Annotated in this window: 23 protein-coding genes; 18 read left to right on the top strand and 5 right to left on the bottom strand. The window is 75.1% G+C overall.

The genetic code is table 11. The features are described from left to right. Positions 1-51: 51 nt before the first annotated feature. The 3 genes from ACZ4UX_RS16530 to ACZ4UX_RS16520 are packed head-to-tail and all read left to right on the top strand — an operon-like array spanning position 52 to position 2908. A complete protein-coding gene (locus ACZ4UX_RS16530; protein ID WP_465707161.1) occupies positions 52-864 on the top strand; it encodes a hypothetical protein in 813 nt (270 codons plus the stop codon). Further along, positions 861-1799, top strand: coding sequence for a DUF6895 family protein (locus ACZ4UX_RS16525; protein ID WP_465707160.1), 939 nt, complete (start codon positions 861-863; stop codon positions 1797-1799). Before ACZ4UX_RS16530 ends, ACZ4UX_RS16525 begins: the two co-directional genes overlap by 4 nt. A 5-nt stretch (positions 1800-1804) precedes the next feature. Beyond that, positions 1805-2908: a serine hydrolase domain-containing protein gene (locus ACZ4UX_RS16520; RefSeq protein WP_465707159.1), complete on the top strand. Its 1104-nt coding sequence runs from the start codon at positions 1805-1807 to the stop codon at positions 2906-2908. Between the two features lie 53 nt (positions 2909-2961). Here ACZ4UX_RS16520 and ACZ4UX_RS16515 read toward each other — a convergent pair whose 3' ends face one another. From ACZ4UX_RS16515 to ACZ4UX_RS16505, 3 genes are read right to left on the bottom strand one after another with little or no spacing between them, the layout of a single operon-like run. Beyond that, positions 2962-3855, bottom strand: coding sequence for an SDR family oxidoreductase (locus tag ACZ4UX_RS16515; RefSeq protein WP_329490541.1), 894 nt, complete (start codon positions 3853-3855; stop codon positions 2962-2964). Further along, positions 3852-4799 carry an alpha/beta fold hydrolase gene (locus ACZ4UX_RS16510; RefSeq protein WP_380389164.1) on the bottom strand — a complete coding sequence of 316 codons (948 nt, stop codon included), beginning with the start codon at positions 4797-4799 and terminating at the stop codon, positions 3852-3854. Before ACZ4UX_RS16510 ends, ACZ4UX_RS16515 begins: the two co-directional genes overlap by 4 nt. Next, the gene (locus tag ACZ4UX_RS16505) at positions 4796-6430 is read right to left on the bottom strand and encodes a flavin-containing monooxygenase (RefSeq protein WP_465707158.1); all 1635 of its coding nucleotides are present in this window, start codon (positions 6428-6430) and stop codon (positions 4796-4798) included. Before ACZ4UX_RS16505 ends, ACZ4UX_RS16510 begins: the two co-directional genes overlap by 4 nt. A 189-nt stretch (positions 6431-6619) precedes the next feature. On the opposite strand from ACZ4UX_RS16505, the gene ACZ4UX_RS16500 reads away from it, so the two are divergent. From ACZ4UX_RS16500 to ACZ4UX_RS16470, 7 genes are all read left to right on the top strand, one after another. After that, positions 6620-7495, top strand: a complete 876-nt coding sequence (locus ACZ4UX_RS16500) for a MerR family transcriptional regulator (RefSeq protein WP_465707157.1) — start codon at positions 6620-6622, stop codon at positions 7493-7495. 61 nt (positions 7496-7556) lie between these two features. Then, positions 7557-8519: an ABC transporter substrate-binding protein gene (locus ACZ4UX_RS16495; RefSeq protein ID WP_465707156.1), complete on the top strand. Its 963-nt coding sequence runs from the start codon at positions 7557-7559 to the stop codon at positions 8517-8519. A gap of 292 nt (positions 8520-8811) precedes the next feature. Then, positions 8812-10182, top strand: a complete 1371-nt coding sequence (locus ACZ4UX_RS16490) for an MFS transporter (RefSeq protein WP_465707155.1) — start codon at positions 8812-8814, stop codon at positions 10180-10182. 113 nt (positions 10183-10295) lie between these two features. Continuing rightward, on the top strand, positions 10296-10634 hold the full coding sequence (locus tag ACZ4UX_RS16485) for a type VII secretion target (RefSeq protein ID WP_329490535.1): 339 nt from the start codon (positions 10296-10298) through the stop codon (positions 10632-10634). Next, positions 10631-12190, top strand: coding sequence for a hypothetical protein (locus ACZ4UX_RS16480; protein ID WP_465707154.1), 1560 nt, complete (start codon positions 10631-10633; stop codon positions 12188-12190). Before ACZ4UX_RS16485 ends, ACZ4UX_RS16480 begins: the two co-directional genes overlap by 4 nt. Then, positions 12187-12576 carry a hypothetical protein gene (locus ACZ4UX_RS16475; protein WP_465707153.1) on the top strand — a complete coding sequence of 130 codons (390 nt, stop codon included), beginning with the start codon at positions 12187-12189 and terminating at the stop codon, positions 12574-12576. The genes ACZ4UX_RS16480 and ACZ4UX_RS16475 overlap by 4 nt, the downstream gene beginning before the upstream one ends. Next, positions 12573-13070: a hypothetical protein gene (locus ACZ4UX_RS16470; RefSeq protein ID WP_329490532.1), complete on the top strand. Its 498-nt coding sequence runs from the start codon at positions 12573-12575 to the stop codon at positions 13068-13070. Before ACZ4UX_RS16475 ends, ACZ4UX_RS16470 begins: the two co-directional genes overlap by 4 nt. A gap of 135 nt (positions 13071-13205) precedes the next feature. On the opposite strand, the gene ACZ4UX_RS16465 is transcribed toward ACZ4UX_RS16470, so the two are convergent. Both ACZ4UX_RS16465 and ACZ4UX_RS16460 read right to left on the bottom strand, forming a co-directional pair. Beyond that, the gene (locus tag ACZ4UX_RS16465; protein ID WP_329490531.1) at positions 13206-13607 is read right to left on the bottom strand and encodes a VOC family protein; all 402 of its coding nucleotides are present in this window, start codon (positions 13605-13607) and stop codon (positions 13206-13208) included. Between the two features lie 59 nt (positions 13608-13666). Further along, the gene (locus tag ACZ4UX_RS16460; RefSeq protein ID WP_465707152.1) at positions 13667-14452 is read right to left on the bottom strand and encodes a (2Fe-2S)-binding protein; all 786 of its coding nucleotides are present in this window, start codon (positions 14450-14452) and stop codon (positions 13667-13669) included. 231 nt (positions 14453-14683) lie between these two features. Between ACZ4UX_RS16460 and ACZ4UX_RS16455 the strand changes: the two genes are divergently transcribed. The 8 genes from ACZ4UX_RS16455 (at position 14684) to ACZ4UX_RS16420 (ending at position 24799) form a co-directional block, all read left to right on the top strand. Beyond that, positions 14684-15646: a FecCD family ABC transporter permease gene (locus tag ACZ4UX_RS16455; RefSeq protein ID WP_465707224.1), complete on the top strand. Its 963-nt coding sequence runs from the start codon at positions 14684-14686 to the stop codon at positions 15644-15646. Further along, positions 15643-16695, top strand: coding sequence for a FecCD family ABC transporter permease (locus ACZ4UX_RS16450; protein WP_359804265.1), 1053 nt, complete (start codon positions 15643-15645; stop codon positions 16693-16695). The genes ACZ4UX_RS16455 and ACZ4UX_RS16450 overlap by 4 nt, the downstream gene beginning before the upstream one ends. Next, entirely contained in the window at positions 16692-17537 is an 846-nt protein-coding gene (locus ACZ4UX_RS16445) for an ABC transporter ATP-binding protein (protein WP_465707151.1), read from the top strand. Before ACZ4UX_RS16450 ends, ACZ4UX_RS16445 begins: the two co-directional genes overlap by 4 nt. A gap of 114 nt (positions 17538-17651) precedes the next feature. Further along, on the top strand, positions 17652-18656 hold the full coding sequence (locus tag ACZ4UX_RS16440; RefSeq protein ID WP_465707150.1) for an ABC transporter substrate-binding protein: 1005 nt from the start codon (positions 17652-17654) through the stop codon (positions 18654-18656). Between the two features lie 134 nt (positions 18657-18790). Beyond that, positions 18791-20005, top strand: coding sequence for an ATP-grasp domain-containing protein (locus ACZ4UX_RS16435; RefSeq protein ID WP_465707149.1), 1215 nt, complete (start codon positions 18791-18793; stop codon positions 20003-20005). Next, the gene (locus tag ACZ4UX_RS16430; RefSeq protein ID WP_465707148.1) at positions 20002-21807 is read left to right on the top strand and encodes an IucA/IucC family protein; all 1806 of its coding nucleotides are present in this window, start codon (positions 20002-20004) and stop codon (positions 21805-21807) included. The genes ACZ4UX_RS16435 and ACZ4UX_RS16430 overlap by 4 nt, the downstream gene beginning before the upstream one ends. Continuing rightward, positions 21804-23072 carry an MFS transporter gene (locus ACZ4UX_RS16425; protein ID WP_465707147.1) on the top strand — a complete coding sequence of 423 codons (1269 nt, stop codon included), beginning with the start codon at positions 21804-21806 and terminating at the stop codon, positions 23070-23072. Before ACZ4UX_RS16430 ends, ACZ4UX_RS16425 begins: the two co-directional genes overlap by 4 nt. Further along, the gene (locus ACZ4UX_RS16420; protein WP_465707146.1) at positions 23069-24799 is read left to right on the top strand and encodes an IucA/IucC family protein; all 1731 of its coding nucleotides are present in this window, start codon (positions 23069-23071) and stop codon (positions 24797-24799) included. The genes ACZ4UX_RS16425 and ACZ4UX_RS16420 overlap by 4 nt, the downstream gene beginning before the upstream one ends. Positions 24800-24821 lie beyond the last annotated feature (22 nt).

Here is a 24821-nt window from a genome sequence, read left to right as displayed (position 1 = left end):
CACAGCGGCCCCGTGACACCGCGAAGCCCTCTTCAAGGAGAAGTACGCACCATGCCAACCGCCGATCTCTCGCTCCGCGACGAATACGCCGCAGCGGTGGAGCGGCTGGCAGGTCGCACCCTCGACGCCCTCCGTGGCGTCGAGGGCGCGGTCGCGCCCGCCGCGCCCGACACCGGCCCCGCGCCGCGTCCGGTCCTCGCCGCCGCCCGGGTGCTCGGGCCGGACGTGCTCGCACCGCAGGTGCTGGGCGTGGCCGGCGCCGACGAACAGGCCGTCCTGCTGCTGACCGAAGCCCACCGGGCCTTCCCCCTCGCCGGCTTTCCGGCGCCCACCGAACCGGGATCCCCCGTCCCCGCCCGGTCCGCCGACGACGACCGGGCGGCCGGTGCCGTCCTCGTCGCCGCGTGGCGGGACTGGGCCACCACCGTGCTGCTCGCCCGGGCGCCCGGACCCGCCGCCGACCTCCTGTTCCCCGAACCGGCCGGCGACACGACGCACGACCGCGGCGTGCCCCACCCCGGTCACGCCCCGCGGCCGGAGCCCCACGCCTGGCAGGCCTGGTCGGTCCGGATGGCCCAGCTGTCCGCCCTCGCCCTCCCCGGCCTCGACGGCCCCGTGCACGACGCGGCCCGCGAGCACGGTCTCGCCCTGGCCCGCGGCGCCGTCCGTTCGCTGCTGCGCTGCGACTACCGGGTCGCCGCCCGGCTGACCAGATGGCTCGCCTGGCTCGCCGCCGACGGACGGCCGCTGCCCCTGGAGGTCGAACCCATGCTGGACCGGATCCGGGCCGTGGGTGACGGCAGTGCGCGCACCGCACTCGAACTCGCTGTGGCCGAACACCTGCTGAGCGGAGCGGCGTCATGACCGACAACCAGCTCCTGTCCTCCGCACAGCAGTTGGGATCGCGCGCGATGGCCTGGCTGCACGACTGCCACGAGCGCGGCTTCGGCCGGCTCCCCGACGACGTCACCATCGACCTGGCCGATCCGAACAACGCCTACAAGCCGCTCGCCGAGTCCGCCCTCGCCGCGTCACTCGTCCTGCGGGACGGCGTCACCGGCCCCCACGACGCCCGCATCGCCCGCGAACTCCTGGACTTCGGCTGGTCCCAACTGCGGGAGGGGAACCTCCTGTACGAGCGGCTGCTGCGCTACCCCGTGATGACCGACCCGCTGGAGACGTACGTCCACTTCGCCCGGTCCGGCTACCGGCACGCCCCGCTGGAGGAGCTCCTGGAGTCCCTGACGAAGGTCCGCGGGATCCAGGCCATCGAGATGATGCCCAACCGGCGGCTCGCCCTCGCCAACGCGCGCCGGGTGATCGGACTGCGCAATCAGCCCGACGACTGGGACGCCCTCACCTCCCGGACCTGGCTCGGCGCGACACCGGAACCCTGGGCCATCGACTGGCTGACCGGCTACCACATCACCCACGCCGTCTTCCACCTCACCGACTGGGGCGCCCGGCCCGAGGACATGCCCGAACCGATGCGCGACTACGTCCGCAACTGGCTGCCGGTCTGGGTCGACACCTGGCTGGAGGTCGGCCAGTGGGACCTCGTCGGCGAACTCCTGGTGGTCGACTCGTGCATCGGGGAGCCCGTCACCGGCACGCAGGGCTGGGAGGCGCTGGCCGCGATCCAGCGCGAGGACGGGCTGATCCCGCGCGAGAGCGCCGAGCCGGTCTCGGACGACCCCGAGCAGGCCTTCCGCGACCACGAGCACACCGCCGTCGTCGCCGTGGTGGCCGGCACCGTCACCCTGTCGCGGGCCCTCGGCGGCGCCGCGGTCGCGGCCTGAACGCGATGACCGACCCGGACACGATGACCGACCCGCCCTCCGTCGCCCGCCGGGCGACGGAGGGCGGCCTGCACGGCTTCAGCGGCCCGGGTGCGGACCAGGTCCCCGCCCTCGTCCGGGCCGCCGCGCCGTACGCCACCGCCGTGACGCTGGCCGTGGCCCGCGGGGACCGGACCGCCGTCCACTGCCACGGCCGGACCGCCCTCGACGGGGAGCCCTGCACACCCGAGACCGTCTACGAACTCGGCTCCGTCACCAAGACGTTCACCGCCCTGCTGCTCGCCGTCATGACCGCACGGGGCGAAGTCGCCCTGGACGACCCGCTGCAGCGGCACCTCCCAGCGGACTGGTGCCCGCCGGACGTCCGGCACGGCGGCCCGATCCGGCTGCTGCACCTGGCCACCCACACCTCGGGCCTGCCCAAGCTCCCGCCCGGACTGCTCGCGACCGCCCTCCCCAGCTGGGCCCGCAATCCGTACGCGGGCTTCGACGACCGACGGCTGCGCGCCGGCGTGGCCCGAACCAGCGTGCGCCACGCGCCCGGTACGCGCTACGGGTACTCCAACTACGGGGTCGGCCTGCTCGGCCGGCTGCTCGCCGAGGCGGGCGGCACCGGCTACGCCGAGCTGCTCGCCGACCGCCTCTGCCGCCCCCTCGGCCTGCGCACCGCCACCTGCTCCCCCGACGCCCCGCACCGCGCCACCGGTCACCGGCGCGGTCGCCCGATCCCGCCGTGGCTCATCCCCGGGCTGCCGGGCGCCGGCGCCGTCCGGGCCGGCGGCGCCGATGTGCTGCGCTTCCTCCGCGCCCACCTGTCGCCGGAGGAAGGCGAGTTGGGGCACGCGCTGCGCGACGTCCAGCGCCCGCGGCTTCGACTGTCTCGATCGGACGACCGGATCGGCCTGGTCTGGAACCTGCGCAGGACGCCGGACGGCCGCGATCTCTACTTCCACTCCGGCGCCACCCGCGGGTTCACCGTCGTCGTCGGCTTCTGCCCGCAGACCGCGACGGCGGTCGCCGCCCTCACCAACACCGGTCCGGCGCTCGACGGGCGCTTCGTGCAGTCGGCGTACGACACTCTGAAACAGCTCGCGAAGCCGGCGAACTGAGCGGTGCCCCGGCCCGGCCGGCCCTGCGGGACGGGGCCGGCCGGGCCCGGCGGTCAGGGCTTCTCGGGGTGCGCGGCGCTGTCCGCGGCGCCGCCGGCGCCGACCGGGCGGAGGCGGGAGGCCGCGGTGGCGGCCAGCTGCGGGGCGAGCCGGGCGATGTCGCGGGAGCCGACGGCGGCGATCAGCGAGGGCAGGATCCAGCGGACCGGCTGCATGCCGCGCAGCCAGGGCTGGGCGTAGACGTGGGCGGAGCGGCGGGCGATGCCGGCGACCAGGCGGTCCACGGCCGGGCCGAGCGGGTACGTCTTGTTGGCCGGCCAGGGCAGGCGGTCGCGCATCTGCTTGAGGACGGCGTCCTGGTCGGCGCCGCGGACCATGTCGGTGTCGGTCCAACTCAGGTAGCCGACACCCACCTTGACGCCCTGGTGGGCGACCTCGGCGCGGATCGAGTGGGCGAAGGCCTCGACGCCGGACTTGCTGGCGCAGTACGCGCTCATCAGCGGGGCGGGCGTGAGCGCGGCGAGCGAGGCGATCTGGAGCAGGTAGCCGCGGCTCTCGGCGAGGGCCGGCAGGAAGGCCCGCGCGGTGGCCACGCTGCCGAGCAGGTTCACCTCGATCACCCGGCTGAACGCCCGGTGGTCGCTGTCGAGCAGCGGGCCGCCGATGGCGATGCCCGCGTTGGCGACCACCACGTCGATCCGGCCGTAGTGCTCCTTGATCCGGCGGGCGGTCTCGGTGAGCGCGTCGATGTCGGTGACGTCGGCCTCCCAGGCGGTGGCGCCCGGGCCGCAGAGTGCGGCGACCTCCTTGAGCTCGGCCGGTTCCAGCCCGAGCAGCGCCACCTTGGCGCCCTGCAGGGTGAGCTTGCGGGCCAGGGCGGCGCCGACCCCGCGCGCGGCACCCGTGACGACGACGACCTGTGCGGACAGCGGCAACGTGGCACTCATGCGGTCAGGCTCCTCTGGGGGGAAGGACGGTGGACGGCGGGCAGGTGGGCGGTCGCGAGCCGCTCGATCTCGGCGGCGACCTCGGCGGGCCGCTCGATCGGCACCATGTGGCCGGCCCCGGGCAGCAGGAGCAGCCCCTGCGGGTCGGGCAGCGCGGCGACGATGCGGTGCGCGTGCGCCGGCGGGGTCAGCCGGTCGTCGGTGCCGACCACGACGGCGGTCGGCACGGTGAGCCGGGCCAGCCCGGCGCGGACGTCGAGCGAGTCCAGGACGCCGGCCCAGCGGGCCCGGACGACGGTCGGACAGGCGTGCACCACCCGGGCCGTCGCCTCGACCCGGTCGGCGGGCGAACCCGCCCCCATGGTGACGTACTTGAGCGCCGCGCGGCTGACCGGGCCGACCGGACCGAGCGGCAGCCGGGAGCGCAGGCCCTGCCGGTGCAGGAAGCGCCGCAGCCGTGCCGGGCGCACCGCCTCCGGCAGCACGAGCAGCTCGGTCACCAGGTCGGCCGGGCCGGTGGAGACCAGCACCGCGGCGGCGGTCCGCTCGGCGACCTCGGGGCGGCCGGCGGCGGCCATCACGGTCATACCGCCCATGCTGTGGCCGACCAGGACGGCCCGCTCCCCCGCCGGGACGGTCCGGGTGAGCACGGCGGAGAGGTCCTCGGCGAGCGCCCGGGTGGAGTAGCGGAGCCGGCTGGGCGGGACCTCGCTGCGGCCGTGGCCGCGCTGGTCGTAGGCCACCACCCGGTAGCGGTCGGCGAGCCGGTGGATCACCGGCGCCCAGAAGACGGTCGAGCAGGTCCAGCCGTGGGCGAGCACCACGGTCGGGGCGCCGGGCTGCCCGTGGATCTCGGCGTGCAGCCGGCTCCCGTCGGCCGAGCGGATCACCAACTCCTCGGCGGGGGCGGGCGGGACGCAGTCGGCGGGGATCGCGGGGCTCATGCCAGCACCTCCTCGGGCGTCCCGGCGCTCCGGCCGGCCGGCACGGTCCGCATGATCAGCTCGTACTCGGCGAGGTCGACCTTGCGGGTGGCCCGGCGGAAGGAGGTGGTGGAGCCGGGCCAGAGCACGGTGTTCTTGCCGCTGCTGTCCAGGTACCAGCTGCGGCAGCCGCCGGTGGTCCAGACGGTCCGGTCCATCCGGTGCTGGAGTTCGAGGTTCCAGTGCCGCTGGGCGCGGGCGGTCGGCTGCATCGCGGTGGCGCCGACCGAGCCGAGCGTGGTGAGGGCGTCGACCAGGTAGTTGAGCTGGGACTCGATCATCAGGATCATCGAACTGTTGCCGAGGCCGGTGTTGGGGCCGATCACGAAGAACAGGTTCGGGAAGCCGTGCACGGTGGAGCCGCGCAGCGCCTCCATGCCGTCCTTCCACTCCTCCGCCAGGCTGGTGCCGTTGGCCCCGAACACCCGGGCGCCGATGGGCATGTCGGTGACGTGGAAGCCGGTGCCGAAGACGATCGCGTCGACCTCGTGCTCGCTGCCGTCGGAGGCGACCAGGGTCGAGCCGCGCACCTCGCGCAGGCCGGCGGCGACCACCTCGGTGTTGGCGGCGGCCAGCGCCGGGTAGTACGTGTTGCTGAGCAGGATGCGCTTGCAGCCGATCCGGTAGTCCGGCGTGAGCTTGGCGCGCAGCGCCGGATCGGTGACGCTCTGGGCGATGTGCCGCTCGGCGAGCTGCTGGACGAGCTTCAGCAGGCCGGGCCGGCGGACGAACGCGTCCACCTGGAGCTCGCGGAGCGCGAAGAGGGTGCCCCGGCGGAGCTTGGCGGTGAGGGGCAGCCGGGTGTGCAGCCACTTCTCGGCGTCGGTGATCGCGCGGTCGCGGCGCGGCAGGACCCAGGCCGGGGTGCGCTGGAAGACGGTCAGTCGGCCGACCTCGGGCTGGATGTTGGGGATGATCTGGGCGGCGGAGGCGCCGGTGCCGACCATCGCGACCCGCTTGCCGGCGAGGTCGAAGTCGTGGTCCCAGCGGGAGGAGTGGAACACCTTGCCGGTGAAGGAGTCCAGGCCCGGCAGGTCGGGGATCTGCGGGTCGGCGAGCGGCCCGGCGGCGGAGACCACGGCGTCGGCCGTCCACTGGCCGGCCGTGGTGGTGATCCGCCAGCGGGTCCGGTCGGCCTCCCAGCGGGCCTCGGTGACCTCGGCGTTGAACCGCAGGTGCGGGCGGATGCCGAAGACGTCGGTGACCTTCTCCAGGTAGGCGCGGATGTCGGGCTGGCCGGAGAAGCTGCGCGGCCAGTCGGGGTTGGGCGCGAAGGAGAAGGAGTACAGGTGGGAGGGGACGTCGCAGGCGCAACCGGGGTAGCTGTTGTCCCGCCAGGTGCCGCCGACCGAGTCGGCGCGCTCCAGGATGACGAAGTCGGTGATCCCGGCGCGGCGCAGCCGGACGCCGGCGCCGATGCCGCCGAAGCCGGAGCCGATGACGGCCACCCGGACGTGCGGGGCGTCGGGTGCGGCCGGGGCGGCTTCCGGGGCCGGGGTGGTGTCCGGGGCGGTGTCGGCCGGGCCGGTCGAGGCGTCGAGCGGGGCCCGGTCGGACGCGTCGGGGCGGGGGCGCTTCGTGCTGGATGCCATGCGGCGTCCTCCTGAGGGTGGGGGCCGTGAGGTGCGCACTGCCGCGACGTGCCGTCGTGCGTCCTGCCATCGTGCCGTCATGCCGTCGCGATAACCATGCCAGCAATCACTGGCACGATTGGCAGAGTAGCCCCTGTCGCCGGCGGGGGGAAGAAGCCCGGCCACGTCACTTCGGCGATCGCCGGTCCTATGCTGAGCGCCGTGGACAAGGTCAGAGCGGGTGCGGGCGACGGACGACGCGAGTACCGGGTGGAGGAGCTGGCCGAGGCGGCCGGCATCACCATCCGGACGCTGCGTTTCTACCGCGAGCGCAAGCTGCTCCAGCCGCCGCGCAAGGAGGGCCGGATCGCCTGGTACGGCGAGGCCCATCTGCACCGGCTGGGAGTGATCGCCGAACTGCTGGAGCGCGGCCACACCCTGGGCGGCATCGCCGAGCTGATCGGCGCCGGGGAGAGCGGCCGGGACGTCGCCGAGCTGATCGGCCTGGAGGCCGCGATCATCGCGCCCTGGTCGGACGAGACGCCCGTCCACCTCGACTGGGACGAGCTGAAGACCGCCTTCGGCGACCAGCTCACCGAGGAGAACACCGCCGAGTCCGTCGCCCAGGGCTACATCTCGGTCGAGGAGGACGGGATCACCCACGTCAGCCGGCGGCTGATGGACGCCACCACGGCCCTGGTCGCCGAAGGCGTGCCGCTCGCGGTCGTGCTGGAGGCCAGCCGCCGCGCCCAGGAGCACGTGGACGCGATCGCCGAGATCTTCACCGCGCTGGCCCGCGACCAGCTCCTGGGCCCGCTCGCCGCCGACACCCCGCTGCCCCCCGGTGAGGCGGCCCGCCTCACCGAGCAGATCCTCCGGGTGCGGCCACTGGCCCGGACGGTCACGGACGCCCAGTTCGCGCTGGCCATGGACCGGCGGGTGCACGCCGAGTACGACGGGCTGCTGCGCCAGCGCCGGGAGCAGCGGGAGGACGGCGGAGCGGACGACCGGCAGGACGGCGGAGCGGACGACCGGCGGGACGCGGACGGCCAGGGCGACCCCGGCACGCCCCGCCCGCAGGCGTAGCCGCACCCTCCCGCGGGCAGGGATCCGGGCGCCGCGCCGCCTTCCGGATCGGAGTCGCCCGATGCTCCCCGCGCTCACCCGCCGCACCGTGCTCACCCTCGCCTCCGGGCTCGCACTCGCCGCCTGCGGCTCGACCGGCAGCGGCTCGACCGACGGCGACTCCGGGGCCACGGCGGCCGCCACCCGGGTCGTGCGGCACGCGCGCGGCGAGAGCACCGTGCCGCAGCGCGCCGCCCGGGTGGTCGTCCTGGACACCGACGCCCTGGACTCCGTCGTCACCCTCGGCCTCACCCCGGTCGGCGCCACCACCGCCGCCGAGGGCGCGCCGTTCTCCGGCTACCTCCCGGCGGACCGGCTGGCCGGGACGAAGGCCGTCGGCACCATCGGCCAGCCCAGCCTGGAGAGCATCGCGGCGCTCGGACCGGACCTCATCCTGAGCAACCAGGTCCGCGACGACAAGCGGTACGACGAACTGTCGAAGATCGCGCCGACCGTCCTGACCAAGACCACCGGACCCGCCTGGAAGGAGAACGCCCGGCTGCACGCCGAGGCGCTCGGCCGCCGGGCCGAGGCCGAGGCGGCCGAGGCGGCGTACCGGGCCAAGGTGACCGACCTGGTCACCGCCCTCGGCGGCCCGGCGAGGGTCGCGGCCACCCGGGTGGAGATGGCCCGCTTCCTGGCCGGCGCGCCCACCCGGCTCTACCTCAACGACACCTTCGTCGGCTCGCTCTTCAAGGACCTCGGCCTGGGCCGCCCGGCCAACCAGGACAAGCCCGGCTTCTCGATCGAGATCAGCCCCGAGCAGGTCGACCAGGCGGCCGCCGACGTCATCTTCTACTCGGTGTACGGCGACGCGGCCAAGTCGGACCGGGCGAGGATCGTCGACGGCTCGCTCTGGAAGAACCTGGACGCGGTACGCGCCGGGCGGGTCTACCAGGTGGACGACGGCCTCTGGATGCTCGGCATCGGCTACACGGGCGCGGGGCAGATCCTGGACCGGATCCGCGCCGCGCTGGTCGGCTGAGCCGGTCCGGCCGCACCACGGTCCGGCCACCCTCGGACCCGCCCTCGACCGCCCTCGGACCCGGCGTACCGAACCGGGCGGGTCGCGCCGCTCCGGGCGACCCTCCGGCCGCCCTTGGGCGGTCCTCCAAGGTGACCGAACGCTCCGACCCGACTGCGCTGGGTGATCGTACGGTTACCGGGTGATCGTCCAGGTCGTATGGTCGGAGCTCACCCGCGGGCCGCCGGTACCGGCTCGGGCCGGTGGTGGGAGGCGGGCGCCCACCCCGGCTCCGCGTGGGGGGTGCAGCACGATGTCCGTGGTCACGAGGTTCCGTTCGGCGGCGCAGCTGACGGGTGGTGGGGTGCTGCTCTGGTCGCTGCTCGGCCGGCTGCCGAACGCGATGTGCCCGATCGGCACCCTGCTGCTGGTCACCCGGAACACCGGCAGCGTCTGGCGCGGCTCGGTGGTGGCCGGGGCGCTGGCCCTCGGTCAGGCGGTCGGTGGGCCGCTGGTCGGCCGGCTCGCGGACCGGCGCGGGCAGCGCACCGTCGGCCTGGTCACCGCGCTCGTCAACACGGTCGCGGTGCTCGCCCTGGTGGCCGCGTCCGAGGGCGGTCTGCCGCTCGCCGCGCAGATCACGCCGGCCGCGCTGATCGGCCTCTCGGTCCCGCTGGTCGGGCCGCTGTCACGCAGCCGCTGGGTCCGGCTGGCGGGCGGGGACGCGGAGTTGACGTCCTCGATGCTCTCGCTGGACGGCATCGTGGACGAGGTCAGCTTCACCACCGGCCCGGCCCTGGTCGGTCTGCTCGCCACCCTGGTCTCCCCCGCCGCCGGGCTGCTCACCGCGGCGGCGCTGGTCGGCGTCGGCGCCACCCTGTTCGCGCTGCACCCGACCGCGCCGCCCGGTACCGGGCCGGACGCCCGGCGGCGCTCCGCCGAGCCCCTGATGAGCCCTCCGTACGTGCTGCTGCTCGCCGGGATGGCGCTGCTGGGCGCCTGCTTCGGCTCGGTGCAGGTCGGGGTCACCGCCACCACGGACGCGCTGGGCCGGCCCGGGGCGGCGGGGTTGATCTACGGCTTCATGGGATTCACCAGTGCCTTCGCGGGCATCGCCACCGCCGCGCTGCCGGCCCGTTGGGAGCTGGCGGCCCGGTTGCGGGCCGGGACGGTCCTGCTGTTCGCCACCTCCGTCCTGCTGCTCTTCTCCGGCGGCGGCGTACTCGCCCTGGCCGGGGCCGTCGGGTGCCTGGGCATGGCCGTCGCACCTCAGATGATCACCATGTTCGGCCTGGTGGAGCGGACCGTGCCGACGGCGCGGCTCGGCGAGGCGATGGCGGCGCTGGTCAGTGCGATCATCCTGGCCCAGTCGGCGGGGACGTTCCTCGGCGGCTGGGCGGCCGGCCACCTCGCGCCCGAGGCGCCGTTCCGGATCACCGTCGTCGCCGCGGCGGCCGCCCTGCTGCTCGCCGCCGCGACGGCCACCGACCGCCGCTACCCGCCCCGTTCGGCGCTGCCGGTACCACTGCCGGCACCGGTACCGGTGAAGACGGACATCCTGGACCCGGCGGTCGAGCCGGTCCCGGCCCGTGGGGTGAAGACCGCACAGAAGGCCCCGAATGTGCGGCCGTTGCGGGCCGGCCGTGAAGAAAGCGAGGAGCCGATCCGGCCCTCCCGGGCGTAATACCCTATCCCCCACCACAGGTTAGGCTCTCTCCCCGGTGTCCGCGCCGTACCGTCGCGCGGGCACCGGTGGCAGGTGGACCGACGGACCGGAAGACGGGGGAACGGGGAAGCATGAGCGACGGAGCAGCGCCGGGCGGCGGCGGGGACGGATACGGCGTCAGCGTGGCCGGTCTGAGCGGCGTCACGGACCAACTGAACAAGACGGCGACGGACATCGCCGCGGCCAAGACCGCCTACGCGGGCTCGGTCTGCTACGCGGCCACCGCCTTCGGCGAGTTCGGCATGGACAGCGCGTGGTCCTCCTTCGACAGCGCCTGGTCGAAGGAGATCACCGTCACCCAGCGCGCGCTGGACGAGCTGTCCCAGAAGATGTCGACCACCACGGCCAACTACCGCAACGCGGAGAAGGCCATCACGGCCTCGCTGGTGCCGGCGGGCGGCGGCCGGTGAGCAAGGTCAAGGATCTGGAGAAGGCGCGGCACACCATCGAGAAGGTGAACTTCATGTTCGCCAACCTCCACCTGCTGGAGGGGATCGACCAGGCGCTGGCCGTGCCGGAGCCGGTCGGCGACGTGAGCGCCGTGCAGGCCCGCGCCAAGGACTACGGACAGGCGGCCGCCTCCTTCGGCCAGGCCTCGCAGGACCTCTCCGGGATCGCCACCAACCAGCTGCCCGCGGTCTGGAGCGGCTCGGTGGCCGAGCACGCGACGCAGGCGATCCACGCGATGTCGGAGGAGACCACCACCTCCCAGCAGACCCTCGCCCAGGCCGCCGTCCTGCTGGACACCTGGGCGAGCGAGCTGGACTGGGCGAAGAAGACCGACACCCAGGGCCGCGAACAGCTGCAGGCCGCCGGTGAGCGGGCCCGCCAGGACCCGGGCGGCTTCGACCAGGACGCGATGGCGACCGCACTGGCCGGCGTCGACGCCCGGCTCGCGGCGGCCCGGCGGGTGGAGAGCACCGGCACCAGCACCGCCAGCAAGCTGAACCAGCTGGCCTCCGCGGCGCGCGCCTCGCGCGCCGGGATGGGCTCGATCGACCCGCTGGCCGCGGTGGTCCTGGCCACCGAGAAGAACCCCGGCGCGGGCGAGGACGGCGGCTACATCCTCACGCCCAACCAGCTCGACCGGGCCAACCAGACCCTCGGTGTGATGACCGGCGCCGACCAGGCGGCGTTCCGCGCGTTGCTGTCCGGCGCGAAGTCCCCCGAGGAGGCGGCCTACCTCTGGAAGGCGCTGGCGGCCGGGCACTCGGTGTCCGACATCCAGCAGTTCGACGCCCAGATCCACCCGCACGGCGACGACCCGGCCTGGCTCGCCAAGCACCTCGTGCCGGCCACCAGCACCGGCGACACCGGCCGGGAGTCCTCGGACAACCTCGACGTGACCTACGGCGGCCAGAACGTCAACATCGACGGCTACGGCCTCTATTCGCAGCGCAACGTCGGCGACTGCGTGGCGGCCTCCACCGTGATCGCCCAGGCCAAGCTGGACCCGCTGATGATGTTCCAGCTGACCACCGGGGGCACCCCGGACGCCCCCGGCGCCGACTCCCCGGAGAACTTCGAGAAGCGGCTGCAGGACACGTACCTCAACGAGTACAAGGACGGCCAGCGGGTCGACGGGAACAAGAAGGTCTACCCGCAGGTGGACAGCGGGCTCGGGCCGAAGGCCCAGACCTACCTGGCCGACAAGGACCTCGGCAAGGCCACCGGCGCCGACTACGAGCACGTCGAGCTGGAGAGCGACGAGGACCGGCGGGCGGCGCTGGCGCGGATCGAGAAGTCCGTCGACGAGGGCCTGCCCGTCCCGATCACCGTGCGGAACGACGACTCGGGTCACCAGATGATGATCATCGGGCGGGACGGTGACAAGCTGCAGGTCTACAACCCCTGGGGCTTCACCTCCTGGGTGACCGAGGAGCAGTTCGTCAACAGCCAGCTCGGCGGGCTGACCCCCGGTGAACACCCCCTCAACAAGTCGACCGCGCTGGAGCTGCCGAAATGACGAACGTCCGCCCCGACGCCGAACTGGCGGACCTCGACGTCGCCGCCGCCATCACCCGTGGCCTGCTGCTCACCGGGGGCCCGCGCCAGGCCCTGTTCACCGAGGCCGCCATCGCGGCCGCCCACCGCGCCGAGTCGGCGGGCATCGGCGCGTACCCGCTGGGCTTCCTGGCCCAGCACGTCCGCGCCGGCGGCTTCGCGGCGGCCCTCGCGCTGCCCGAGCCGGTCATCGGCGAGCCGGGCCGGACCGTCGTCCGCGAGTGGCTGCAGGCCGCCGCCGCGAGCGGCGCCGACCTCGGGCGCGAGCACCTGTTCGCGCGCTGGCTGGCGGAGGTCGCGGCGCTGATCGAGCTGCGGCGCAACGCCCGGGAGGCGGACGCCCGGTGACCGCCCGATCCCCGCGCCGCCCGCTCGCCCTCGCGGCCGCCGCCCTGCTGGCCCTGGCGCCGGTGGCCGGCTGTTCCTCCTCCGGCGGGCCGTCGTCGGACGAGCGGCCGGACACCGTGCTCGCCCTGCCCGCCGACCTGGAGGCCGAGGCCGTGGCCGGCGGCAAGCCGGCCTTCGAACCGGCCGACGTCCACCTGGCCGTCGGCCGCTCGGTCGGCGTCAGCCTGACCTCCGCCCCGCTGCCGCACGGCTGGCAGCTGACCGGCGAGGGCGACCGGGCCGTCCTGCACCGGGACGCGGACGCCAAGTTGAGCAGCTGCCCGCCCGACTCCGCGGGCTGCGGCCACACCGTCCGCCAGACCTGGACCGCGACCGCCGCCGGCAGCACCACGCTCACCTGGCACTACGTCGACCGCGCCACCTGCCGCGAGCCGGGCGACGCCGCCTCCTGCAAGGTGCTGGCGGTCAAGGACGTCCGGGTCACCGTCGGCTGACCGCCGCCGGGGCCCGGGGAGGCCGGCCGGGCCGCCGAGGGCGGGGCGAGTCGGGAGCAACGGCGCTCATGGAGTGGGAAGTCGGCCGGGCCGACTTCCCACTCCGGCGGCGACGCCCGGACCCGGCTGGCGGGGTCAGGCGCCCCAGGTCCGGCTGCAGAGCACCAGCCGGTAGCCGTCCGGGTCGGCGACGGTCACGCCGTACTCGTCCCAGTACGGGTTGTGCGCGGCGACCCGGGTGCCGCCGGCGGCCTCCAGCCTGGCCACGGCGGCCTCGTCGACCGGCGCGCCCAGGTAGACGACGAAGAGGTCGTCCACGGTCGGCGTCGGCTCCAGCGGGTGCTCCGGGTCGCGGGTGAGCTCGAAGTGCCAGCTGCCGCCGGCCGGGCCGACCATGATCAGGTCGTGCTCGCCGGACACCCGCTCGGTGGTGCGCCAGAGGACGTCGAGCCCCAGGCCGTCGACGTAGAACCGCTCGGCGGCGGCGAGGTCCCGGGAGGGGCGGGCGACCCGCACCCGCATCGTCGAATCGATCATCGGGCGAGCCTATCCGGGCACCTGATGCCCCCTCGGCCCGGGGGCCGGGGGCGCCCGCCTCAGAGCCGCCGCAGCCGCTCCTCGTCCGGCGTCCGGGGGCAGGTGATACAGGCGGAGTCCGGCCGGATCGCGTAGTAGAGGCAGCAGCCGAGCCGGGTGCGGGTCGGGTGGCCGCGCCCGTCCTCGCCGCGCAGGAGGCGGAAGTCGGCGGCGCCGAGCAGCGGCTGGGTGCCGCCGGGCAGCACCGCTCCGGCGGCCGCGACGGCGGCGGACTCCTCGCCGAGCATCCGGCCGAGGTACCAGACGGCGGAGGCCAGATCGTCCGTCACCATGCCCCACAGGGCGCGGGTGCCGCGCCGGGTGGCACCCGAGAAGGCGGTGAGCAGCGGCTCGACGTGGGTGACGACGGAGGCGCGCAGTTCGGCGCGCAGCTCGTCGTCGCCCGGGAGCGTGCTGTGGGCGCGTGGACGAAGTGCGAAGTCACCCGTGGGGGCGTGCATCCAGAGGTCCGCGCCGTCGATGACGGGGACCCGGCGGGCGAGGTGCCAGGGGCCGGCGATCAGGACGCAGACCGACCAGAGGTAGTGGTGCAGCAGCCGGGAGGCGGTGACATGGGGGCGCGGGGCCTTGCCGTGCTCGGCGGCGATCCGGGCCTCCTCACCGGCCAGCGCGGCGGCCAGCGCGGTCGGATCCGCCGCCAGTTCGACGGCGGAGTACCAGCCCTGAGCACGGGTGGGCGCGGCCTCGCCCGCGCCGAGCACGTCGACCCGCAGGGCCGGGGCGAGGTCCAGCAGCCGCCGGTAGTCCGCGTAGAGAGGACAAGGGGCGCATGGGGCGGCGGGCACGGGTGTGACCCCCAAGATCATCGGCACTCCCCGAGATCGGCTAAGGTGAGCCTCACCTTATACGCGGTACGCACGCCATGGGGGCCGAACTCGGCCCGGTCCGTACCAAGTCGCCAGGACTTGACGAGATAAGGATTGCCTAACCTAAGATCTCGCCCTGTGCTGAGAACCGACCCGCCGGCCGCCACGGCCCCGGCGGTCCCCCGACACCCGACGCCACGGCGGCCGCTCCTGCTGGCCGCCGGCGTCTGCGCGCTCGTGCTGTGCGCCGCGCTGAGCCTCGCTCTCGGCTCCCGCTCCATCCCGCTCTCCACCGTGATCGACGCTCTGACCGGCGCCGGGCACGGCGGCGACGCCGACGTGGTGACGGGCCTTCGGGTCCCCCGGACGGTCATCGGGCTGGCGATCGGGGCGGCGCTCGGCGCCGCCGGCGCGGTCGCCCAGGGCGTCACCCGCAACCCGCTCGCCTCACCCGTCACGCTGGGGATCAACGCGGGCGCGGGCTTCGCCGTGGTCGCCGCGATCTACGCCCTCGGCCTCACCCGGCCGGTCGAGTACCTCTGGTTCGCCTTCGCCGGCGCGGCCGTCGCCGCGGTGGCCGCCTACGCGATGTCCCGCCGGGGCGGCGACCTCGACCCCGTCCGGCTGGCCCTCGGCGGCACCGTGCTCACCGTGGTGCTCACCTCCTGGACCTCGGCACTGATGCTGGCCAGTCACCGCACGCTGGACGAGGCGCGGTTCTGGCTGGCCGGCTCCATCGCCGGGCGGCACCTGGACACCCTGACGCCCCTGCTGCCGTTCCTGGCGCTCGGGCTGGTCGGCGCCTTCGCCGTGGCCCCCTCGCTCAACGCGCTCGCCCTCGGCGACGAGAGCGCCCAGGCGCTCGGCGTGCCGGTGGCCCGGATCCGGGTGCTCGGCGGTCTGACCGTCGTCCTGCTGGCCGGCAGCGCCGTCGCCGTCGCCGGACCGATCGCCTTCGTCGGGCTGGCGGCGCCGCACCTGGTCCGGCCGCTGCTCGGAAACGACCACCGCTGGCTGCTGCCGGGCTGCCTGATCACCGGTCCGCTGCTGCTGCTCGCGGCCGACGTGCTGGGCCGGCTGGTGGCCCGGCCGTCCGAGATCGAGGTCGGCATCGTGACGGCCTTCCTCGGCGCGCCGCTGCTCGCCGTGCTGGCCCGGAAGGTGGCCCGATGAGCGTCCTGACCCCGGCGGTGCCCGCCACCGCCGTCGGCACGGCGGCCCGGCGCCGGGCCCGCACCGCCGCCTGGTCGCTGCTCGCCGCCGCCCTGCTGGTCCTGCTGACCGGGATCGCGCTCGGCACCGGCCAGGTCGAGATGTCGGTGTGGGAGGCGCTGCGCGCCCTGGTCGGGCTCGGCGACGCCGGGAACGTGCTGGTGGTGCAGGAGTTCCGGGCACCCCGGGTGGTCTCCGCCCTGATCGCGGGCGCCGCGCTGGCGGTGGCCGGCTCGATGCTGCAACGGCTCTTCCGCAACCCCCTGGCCTCCCCCGACACCATCGGCGTCACCGGCGGCGCGTCGTTCGGCGCGGTGCTGATGCTCGCTACCGGCGCCTCGCAGGAGCTGATCCCGCTCGCCGCGCTCGGCGGCGGGCTGCTCGCCGCCCTGCTGCTCGGCGGCTTCGCCTGGCGGTCGCGGATGGCCGTCACCCGGCTGGTGCTGGTCGGCCTGGCGGTCCAGCAGGGCCTGGCCGCGGCGGTGAACCTGATGATCGTCCGGTTCCCCGCCGAGCTGGCCTCCTCGGCGATGCAGTGGACCACCGGCTCGCTCTACGGGCGGGACTGGACCGAGGTGTGGATCGGCGGCACCGCCATCGCGCTCACCGTCGTCGCCGTGGTGCTCAGCCAGCGCCGGGTCGCCGTGCTCGACCTCGGCGACGACTCGGCCGGCGGCCTCGGCCTGAACCCGAACCGCGACCGGCTCGTCCTGCTGCTGCTCTCCATCGCGCTGGCCTCGCTGGCCGCCGCGCTCACCGGACCGGTCGCCTTCGTGGCGCTCGCCGTCCCGCACCTGGTCCGCCTGCTGGCCGGGCCGCCCACCCTCGGCACGCTCGGCCTCACCGCGCTCGCCGGCGCCGTGCTGCTGCTCTCCGCCGACCTGCTGGTGCTCCACGTGATCCCCGTCCACGGCCTGCCGGTCGGTGCCGTCACCGCCACCCTCGGCGCGCCCTGGCTCCTGGCGCTGATGATCCGCCAGGGCCGGCTTCCCCAGAGGAGCGACCGATGACCCCCGACGTGGCGACCCCCTCCACGGCCCTCTACCCGGCGGGCAACCGCCTCGCCGCCCACGGCCTGCACCTGCGCTACGGCAACCGGGTGATCGTCGACGGCCTCGACCTGGAGCTGCCCGGCGGCGCCGTCACCGCGATCGTGGGCCCGAACGCCTGCGGCAAGTCGACCCTGCTGCGCGGCCTGGTCCGACTGCTCGGCCCGGCCGCCGGCACCGTCACCCTGGACGGCTCGGACATCCACCGGATGTCCGCCCGGGCGCTCGCCAAGCGGATGGGCCTGCTCCCGCAGCAGCCCGTCACCCCCGAGGCGATCACCGTCGAGGCGCTGGTCCGGCTCGGCCGCTTCCCGCACCAGCGGATGCTCACCCCCTGGTCCAAGGCCGACCAGGCCGCCGTCGAGGACGCGCTGGCCCGCACCGGCACCACCGACCTGCGCGACCAGCAGGTGGACCGGCTCTCCGGCGGCCAGCGCCAGCGCGCCTGGATCGCGCTCGCGCTCGCCCAGGACACCGACCTGCTGCTGCTCGACGAGCCCACCACCTTCCTGGACCTCCGACACCAGCTGGACGTCCTCGACCTGGTCGCCGACCTGCACGCCGAGGCCGGCCGCACCGTCGTCATGGTGCTGCACGACCTCGGGCAGGCCGCCCGCTACGCGGACCACCTGGTCGTCCTCAAGGACGGCCGGCTGGCCGCCGCCGGACCGCCCGCCGAGGTGCTGACCGCCGACCTGGTGGAGGCCGTCTTCCAGGTGCCGTGCCAAGTCGTGCCCGACCCGGAGACCGGCACCCCGCTGGTCGTCCCGCGAGCCCGGACCGGGCGGGCCGCCGCCCGCTGACCCGCCCGACCACCCCGCGGCCGGCCCCGCTCACCCGCGGGCCGCGCCGCCCCCGCCCTGCCCAGCCGTCCGGCACCCCCGCCCCCCCCCCCGCACCAGAGACAAGGACCCGTCATGACCCGCTCCGCCCGCGCCCGCAGAGTCCCCGCCGCGCTCCTCGCCGCCGCGCTCTCCACCACGCTGCTCGCCGCCTGCGACAGCACCGGCGGAGACAGCGCCGAGCCCGCCGGGGACGCCGCCTCCGCCCCCGCCGCGGCGGGCTTCCCGCGCAGCGTCACGCACGCCGCCGGGACGGCCGAGATCAAGGCCCGGCCCAAGCGCGTCGTGGTGCTGGACAGCGGCGAGCTGGACGACGTCACCCTGCTCGGCATCACCCCGGTCGGCGCGGTGTCCCCGCACATGAAGACCGAGGGCGGCTTCCCGAACTACCTCAAGGACAAGATCAAGGACACCAAGGACGTCGGTCCGATGGCCGAGCCGAACCTGGAGCTGATCGCCTCCCTCAAGCCCGACCTGATCCTCTCCTCGAAGGTCCGGCACGCCAAGGTCTACGACAAGCTCAACGCCATCGCGCCGACCGTGCTCGCCGAGACCACCGGCTTCCCCTGGAAGGAGAACCTCGCCCTCTACGCCCAGGCCCTCGGCAAGGAGGCCGAGGCCAAGAAGGCGCTGACCGACTACGAGGCCCGCGCGGCCAGGCTCGGCGAGGCCATCAAGGCCAAGAACGGCGGCACCGAGCCGACCGCCTCGGTGGTCCGCTTCGTGGCCGGCCCGACCCGCCTCTACGCCAAGGCCTCCTACAGCGGCGTGGTGCTGAAGGACGTCGGCCTGGGCCGCCCGGCCGCCCAGGACGTGGACCAGAACATCATCGAGGTGAGCGCCGAGCAGATCAACCAGGCCGACGCCGACCTGGTCTTCGTCACCGTCGCCGACGACCCGACCAAGACCAAGCAGAGCGAGGTCCAGGGCACGCCGGTCTGGCAGGGCCTGAACGCCGTCAAGAACGCCAAGGTGTTCAACGTGCCGGACGAGACCTGGATGTCCGGCATCGGCGTCCAGGCCGCCGAGGCCATGCTCGGTGACATCGCCAAGGCCGCCGGCGTCGACGCGCCCAAGTAGCCGCCCGCCCCGGGTGCGCGGGGCGGGGGCCCACCAACCCGCCCCGCGCCCCGCGCCCCGCGTGGCCGCCCGCCCGGCCTCCCGGCCCCAGCCCTCGCCCCTCGCCCCTCGCCCCCGTCACGGAGAGACCCGACATGCGGCTCTACCTGCTCGCCCTCAACCCCACCGACTCGGTCACCCAGGGCTTCCTCCCGGCCGCCGCACGGCTCGGGCTCGACGTCACGGTGCTCACCGACCACGCCGAGCCGCACCGGAACGCCTACGCCGCGCTGGCGTCCGCGCCGGAGGTGGTGGAGTGCGACGTCCGGGACTTCCGCGAGGTGATCGGGCTGATCTCCCGGCGGGAGGCCCCCGACGCGGTGTTCAGCAACAGCGACCACCTGCAGACCCAGACCGCCCTGGCCGCCGAGTACTTCGGGCTGCCGGCCAAGGACTGGAAGGCGACCCTGCGGGCCAAGAACAAGGGCGAGCTGCGCCGCCACCTGACCGCCGCCGGCCTGGACGCCGTCCGCTCCTTCGAGCTCGACCCCGGCCAGGACCCCTCCGCGCTGCGGGAGTTCGACGTCCCCTTCCCGGCCGTGGTGAAACCGCGCGAGGGCGTCGCCAGCGAGGACGTCTCGCTGGTCGGCGACCGCGCGGAGCTGGAGCTGCGCTGCGCCGAGATCCAGCGGCGGCGGCCCGGCGCGGCGCTGGTCGTCGAGGAGTTCCTGGAGGGGCAGTTGTGCACCCTGGAGACACTCGGCGACGGGAAGCGGCGGCACGTCCTCGGCGGGCTGCGGACCAGACTCTCCGCTCCCCCGCACTTCATCGAGGAGATGCTGGAGTTCGTCCCCGACCACCCGCGGCCGGTGGTCGAGCAGATCCTCGCGCAGCTGGACGCCGTCGGCGTCGGACTCGGCGCCTGCCACACCGAGTTCGTCGTGCAGCCGGACGGCCGGGCGCGCATCATCGAGGTCAACTACCGTGCCATCGGCGACCAGTGCGACCTGATGCTCGCCGAGATCCTCGACATCCCGCTGTTCGAGCACATCCTCGCCGCGCACCTCGGCCGTGAGCTGCCCGAAGGCCTCACGGAGCACTGCGCGGCCACCACGAAGCGGGCCCGCAACGAGGCGGTCTGCGCGGACCGGGCCGGCACCCTCACCGCCGCGCCCGGCCCGCACCACGAGGAGCGCGACGGCGTCCGGCTCAGCTACCAGCCGGTCCGCCCGCTCGGTGAGCGCCACGAGCTCCACCACACCAACCGGGACTACCTCGGCGTGATCTGGGCCGTCGGCACCGACCAGCAGGCCGTGGACGCCGCCGTCGCCCGCTTCGTCGCGGCCAACCGCTGGGAGATCACCCCGTGAGCGCCGCCACCCGCCCCGCCCCGCCGCGCGACGCCGGGCCCGGCACCCCCACCGCCGCCGAGCAGTTGGCGCTGCGGGTACTCTCCGCGCTGCTGCGCGAGGACGTGCTCGGGCTGCGGACCCGCAGCACCCCGCAGGACCGCGCGGACGGCCGCTGGCTGCTGCTGGCCCCGGCCGGCCTCGCCCTGCCGGTGGTCGCCGAGGGCTTCCAGAGCGAGTACGCGGCCCGGCTCCCGCTGCTGGAGCTGGACGGCGCCCCGCTGACCGGGCTGGAGGCCGTCCTGGCGGTCCTGACCGGCCTCGCCGAGGCGGCGGACCGGCCCGGCTGGGCGGCGTTCACCGAGGAGTGCCGGCAGACCCTCGCCACCATGGAGCTGCACGAGCGCACCCGGGCCGAGGTGCACAGCGCCCTCACCGACCTCTACGGCGCGGACCCGGCCCGCTGGAGCGGCCCCGCCGCCGCCCTGGGGTACGACGCCCTGGCCGCCCACCTCGACCACCCGGTCTACCCCACCGCCCGCGGCCGCTCCGGTCTCACCGAGCCCCAGCTGCGCGCCTACGCACCGGAGTTCCACCCGGCCTTCGAACTGCGCTGGCTCGCCGTCCCGGCCGGTGCCCTCACCGTGCACGGCGACCGGCCGCTGCCCAGCTGGTGGCCAACCCCGAGCTGGCTCGGCCTCGACCTGGCGGGCGGTGACGACGCCTGGACCACCCTGCCCGTGCACCCGCTCACGGTGGGCGGGCCGCTCGCCGAGGCACTGCGGGCGGCCGGCCTCGACGGCCGCGCGGTCCTCGCCGACCGGCCTTACCTGACCGTCGTGCCCACCCTCTCCATGCGCACCGTGGCCGTCGCCGACGACCCCGGCCACCACCTCAAACTCCCGCTCGCCACCGCCACCCTGGGCCGGCTCAACCGCCGCACCATCAAGCCGGGGACGCTGGTCGACGGCGCCGCCGGGCAGCGGCTGATCGAGGCCGTGCTGGCTCGCGAACCCCGCTTCGCCGACCGGATCCTGCACGCCGACGAGCAGAGCTGGGCCCACGCCGGCCACGAACTGCTCGCCGTCCTGCTCCGCCGCTACCCCGCCGACGCCGGCCTGGACCGCGCCGTGACCGTCCCGCTGGCCGCCCTGCTGGCCCCCGCCCCCGGCGGACGCCTGGTGATCGACCACCTGGCCGACCGCTTCCACGGCGGCGACCCGGTCGCCCTCTACGACGCCCTGCTGGACCTGCTGCTCGACTGGCAGGCCACGCTCTTCGGCTACGGCATCGCGCTGGAGTCCCACCAGCAGAACACCTCGGTGGTGTTCGACGAGGACGGCGGCCTGCGGCTGCTCTACAAGGACGACGACGGGCCGCGGATCCACACCGGCCGGCTCGCCGCCACGCTGGGCGAACACGCCCCCGGCCGGGCGGAGTTCGACGACGCCCGGATCTTCGGCGACGGCGACCGGCCGCTGACCGACCTCTTCGCCACCATCACCGGCCACCTCTGCACCGGCTCCCTGGCGTTCGGCCTCGCCGCCCACGGCCGCGCCGAACTGGGCGACCTGCTCGACCTGTTGCGCAAACGGCTGGCGGAGGCCACCGAACGGATCGGGGCGGCCGGTGCACCGCTGCGCGCCGCCCTGCTGGACGCCGAGCGACTGCCGGTCAAGGCGATGGTGACCGCCGGGACCCTGCTCACCAAGCAGCGCTCGGGCGCCGCAGACATCAACAAGCACTACACCGACGGGCCCAACTACCTCCGCCCGGACGCCGCCGCGGCAGCACGGGCGGGCGGCGCCGGGGCCACCCGATGAGCGTCGACACCCTGCCACAGCACCCCGGCAGCACCGCCCGCCCCGAGGGGCTCGGCCGGCGCCAGGTGCACGCGGTGGCCGCCTGCTACTTCGTCGCCTCCTTCGCCGCCCTCGGCCTGCCGCCCTACCTGACGGCCATCCTCCCGGCCCTCGGCGACCCGCAGGGCCGCTGGGCGGGCGTGCTCTACATCGTCCCGACCGTGTTCAGCGCCCTCGGTGCCCCGCTCTGGGGCCGGCTCGCCGACCGGTTCGGCCGCAAGCGGCTGCTGCTCCGCGCCCAACTCGGCCTCACCGTCTCGTTCCTGCTGGCCGGAGCCGCCGACAGCCTGCCCGCGTTCACGCTCGCGCTCGTCCTCCAGGGCTTCCTCGGCGGCACCTTCGCCGCCACCAACGGTTACCTGGCGGCCGCCCTGGACGGCTCGAAGCTCTCCCTCGCGCTGACCCTGATGCAGGGCAGCGCCCGGGCCGCACTGGTCGCCGCGCCGATCCTGGTCGGCGCGCTCTCCCCGTGGATCGATCCGCACCGGCAGTACCTGCTGATGGCCGTCCTGCCGCTGACCGCGGCCCTGTTCCTGTCGCTCCTGCCGGAGCCCGACCCGGCCGCCCGGGGCGGCGGCGGCCTGGCCACCGACACCGGTACCGACACCGGCGGCGGCCCCGGCACCGAACGGGCCCCCAGCGCCGCGGCCGCCCGACCCGCCCCGATCGGCCTGCTCTACACCTTCGAGTTCGTGTTCGTCTTCGCCACCATCATCTCGTTCCCCTATCTGATATCCCTGGCGCAGGAGCAGCTGCCCGGGGTCTCGGGCACGACGACCGGCATCCTGTTCGCCCTGCCGCACCTGTGCTACCTGGCGTTCGCCGCCCGTACGCACACCGCCTTCCTCGCCCGCCCGCACGCCGGCATCGCGCTGGGCTTCGGCTTCGTCGCGCTCGGCCTCGCCGGGCACGCCGCCGCGCACTCGCTGGTGGCGTTCGTCGCCGTCCGGCTGCTGCTCGGGGCCGGGCTCACCCTCGGCCTGGTCTGCCTCTCCGTGCTGGCCGCCGAGGCCGCCCGCGGCCGGGCACCGGGGCGGATGTTCGGCACCCTCGAATTCGTCTCCAAGGGCGGCGCGGTGGCCGCCGGCGCCGTCGCCGCGCTGGCCAACGGCCGCTTCGGCGCCGCCGCCCCCGTGCTGGTCGGCACCGCCGCCGCACTGCTGGCCGCCACCGCGGCCGCCACACTCGTCTTCCCGACCCGCATCCGCTGGAGTAGTCGCCGATGACACACGACCTGACCGACCACGAACTGCCCACCCCCGACGACGCGGTCGCCCACACCCTGCTCAACTGCCTGCTGCGGGAGGTCTCGGGACCGGAACACCAGACCGCGGTCACCGACGGTCGGCTGCTGCTGCGCCTGCCCCGCCGGGGCGTCCTGCTCCGGGTCGCGCTGCGCCGCACCTCCCTGCTCGGCGCGCACCGCTTCACCGGCCCGGTCGAGGAGGAACGGGCCGCGGGCTGGGTCCCGTTGGCCTGGCGGGAGCTCGCCAGACACGTCCAGGACGAGCTGGAGCTGCGCACCGGCACGGTGAACGAGGAGTTCCTCGACCAGCTGACGTCCAGTCACGCGGGCGTGCGCGCCGGACTGGAGAACCGTCCGGCCCCGGGACCGGACCGCTACCTGGAGTCCGAGCAGGCGCTGCTGTTCGGCCACCGCTTCCACCCCGCGCCCAAGTCCCGCTCGGCCGAGCGCGGCGACTGGCGCGCCTACGCCCCCGAGTCGCGCGCCGCGTTCCGGCTGCGGCACCTCGCCGTGCGACGGGAGCTGATCGCGGAGTCCTCGCTGGACGCCTCGGCGACGGCGCTCCTGGACGGCCTGGGCCGGGCCCCGGTCGGCTACCGGCTGCTGCCCGTCCACCCCTGGCAGTACGAACTCCTCGCCGACCACCCGCTGCTGCGCGGCGCCCTGGAGCGCGGGGACGTCGTGGACCTCGGGCCCGGCGGTGAGCCCTTCGCCGCGACCGCCTCGGTGCGCACGCTGCACGGCGCGGGCGCGTTCCTGAAGTTCAGCCTCAACGTGCGGATCACCAACTGCCTGCGCAAGAACGCGGCGTACGAGCTGACCGGCGCCGTCGCGCTGACCCGGCTGCTGGCCCCCGCGCTGGGCGACCTCGCCGAGCGGTACCCGAACGCCGCGATGCTGCGCGAACCGGCCTTCCGCACGCTGGCCCTGCCGGGCGCGGACGGCCTCCCCGACCGGTCCCTGTACGAGGGCTTCGGCCTGATCGTCCGCGAGGGCTTCGCCGGGGTGCTGCGGCCCGGCGTCACCCCGCTGCTGGCCGCCGCCGTCGCCGACGAGCACCCCACCAGCTCCGCGCACATCTCGCGGCTGCTCGGCGAGGACGCCGACGCCGGCGAGGCGCTCGCCTGGTGGACGGACTACCTGCGGCTGCTCGTCCCGCCGGTGCTCGCCGCCTACTTCGACCACGGCGTGGTGCTGGAACCGCACCTGCAGAACGTGCTGATCGGCGTCGACGCCGCCGGGCGGCCCGCCCAGGTGCTCTTCCGCGACCTGGAGGGCACCAAGCTCGTGCCCGACCGCAACGCCGCGCTGCTCGCCGCGCTGCCGCCGGAGGTGGCCGGCCCGATGGCCTACGACGCCGAGCGCGGCTGGGACCGGGTGGTCTACTGCCTGCTGGTCAACCACGTCGCCGAGCTGCTGGCCGCGCTCGCCGACCGCCACCCGGAGGCGGAGGGCGCCCTGTGGGAGGCCGTCCGGGACACCCTGCAGGAGTACGCCGACGCGCACGGCCGCCCGCCCCGGCTGCGTGCCCTGCTGGCCGGGGTGCCGCTGCCCGCCAAGGCGAATCTGCTCACCCGCTGGGAGCGCCGGCCCGACCGCGAGGCGGGCTACGTCCGGCTGCCCTCGCCGCTGGCCGGCTCCGTCCTGGCGGAGGCCGCGCGGCTGCGCCTGCCGGCCGCCCGCACGCCGGCCTGGAGCAGCCGGTGAGCCCCGCCCGCCGCCCGACCGC

This window comes from Kitasatospora sp. NPDC028961 (genome assembly GCF_055564815.1).
Note: the sequence above shows the minus strand (reverse complement) of the source record. Positions and strands in the feature narration are given on the sequence as shown.

Bases quoted from the DNA above. Each gene is read 5' to 3' on its own strand.
- ACZ4UX_RS16510 (WP_380389164.1), bottom strand. From the start codon at position 4,799: ATGAGCCCCGCGATCCCCGCCGACTGCGTCCCGCCCGCCCCCGCCGAG.
- ACZ4UX_RS16420 (WP_465707146.1), top strand. From the start codon at position 23,069: ATGACACACGACCTGACCGACCACGAACTGCCCACCCCCGACGACGCG.
- ACZ4UX_RS16435 (WP_465707149.1), top strand. From the start codon at position 18,791: ATGCGGCTCTACCTGCTCGCCCTCAACCCCACCGACTCGGTCACCCAG.
- ACZ4UX_RS16425 (WP_465707147.1), top strand. From the start codon at position 21,804: ATGAGCGTCGACACCCTGCCACAGCACCCCGGCAGCACCGCCCGCCCC.
- ACZ4UX_RS16530 (WP_465707161.1), top strand. From the start codon at position 52: ATGCCAACCGCCGATCTCTCGCTCCGCGACGAATACGCCGCAGCGGTG.
- ACZ4UX_RS16440 (WP_465707150.1), top strand. From the start codon at position 17,652: ATGACCCGCTCCGCCCGCGCCCGCAGAGTCCCCGCCGCGCTCCTCGCC.
- ACZ4UX_RS16490 (WP_465707155.1), top strand. From the start codon at position 8,812: ATGTCCGTGGTCACGAGGTTCCGTTCGGCGGCGCAGCTGACGGGTGGT.
- ACZ4UX_RS16475 (WP_465707153.1), top strand. From the start codon at position 12,187: ATGACGAACGTCCGCCCCGACGCCGAACTGGCGGACCTCGACGTCGCC.
- ACZ4UX_RS16445 (WP_465707151.1), top strand. From the start codon at position 16,692: ATGACCCCCGACGTGGCGACCCCCTCCACGGCCCTCTACCCGGCGGGC.
- ACZ4UX_RS16450 (WP_359804265.1), top strand. From the start codon at position 15,643: ATGAGCGTCCTGACCCCGGCGGTGCCCGCCACCGCCGTCGGCACGGCG.
- ACZ4UX_RS16525 (WP_465707160.1), top strand. From the start codon at position 861: ATGACCGACAACCAGCTCCTGTCCTCCGCACAGCAGTTGGGATCGCGC.
- ACZ4UX_RS16505 (WP_465707158.1), bottom strand. From the start codon at position 6,430: ATGGCATCCAGCACGAAGCGCCCCCGCCCCGACGCGTCCGACCGGGCC.
- ACZ4UX_RS16485 (WP_329490535.1), top strand. From the start codon at position 10,296: ATGAGCGACGGAGCAGCGCCGGGCGGCGGCGGGGACGGATACGGCGTC.
- ACZ4UX_RS16495 (WP_465707156.1), top strand. From the start codon at position 7,557: ATGCTCCCCGCGCTCACCCGCCGCACCGTGCTCACCCTCGCCTCCGGG.
- ACZ4UX_RS16515 (WP_329490541.1), bottom strand. From the start codon at position 3,855: ATGAGTGCCACGTTGCCGCTGTCCGCACAGGTCGTCGTCGTCACGGGT.
- ACZ4UX_RS16500 (WP_465707157.1), top strand. From the start codon at position 6,620: ATGCTGAGCGCCGTGGACAAGGTCAGAGCGGGTGCGGGCGACGGACGA.
- ACZ4UX_RS16465 (WP_329490531.1), bottom strand. From the start codon at position 13,607: ATGATCGATTCGACGATGCGGGTGCGGGTCGCCCGCCCCTCCCGGGAC.
- ACZ4UX_RS16520 (WP_465707159.1), top strand. From the start codon at position 1,805: ATGACCGACCCGGACACGATGACCGACCCGCCCTCCGTCGCCCGCCGG.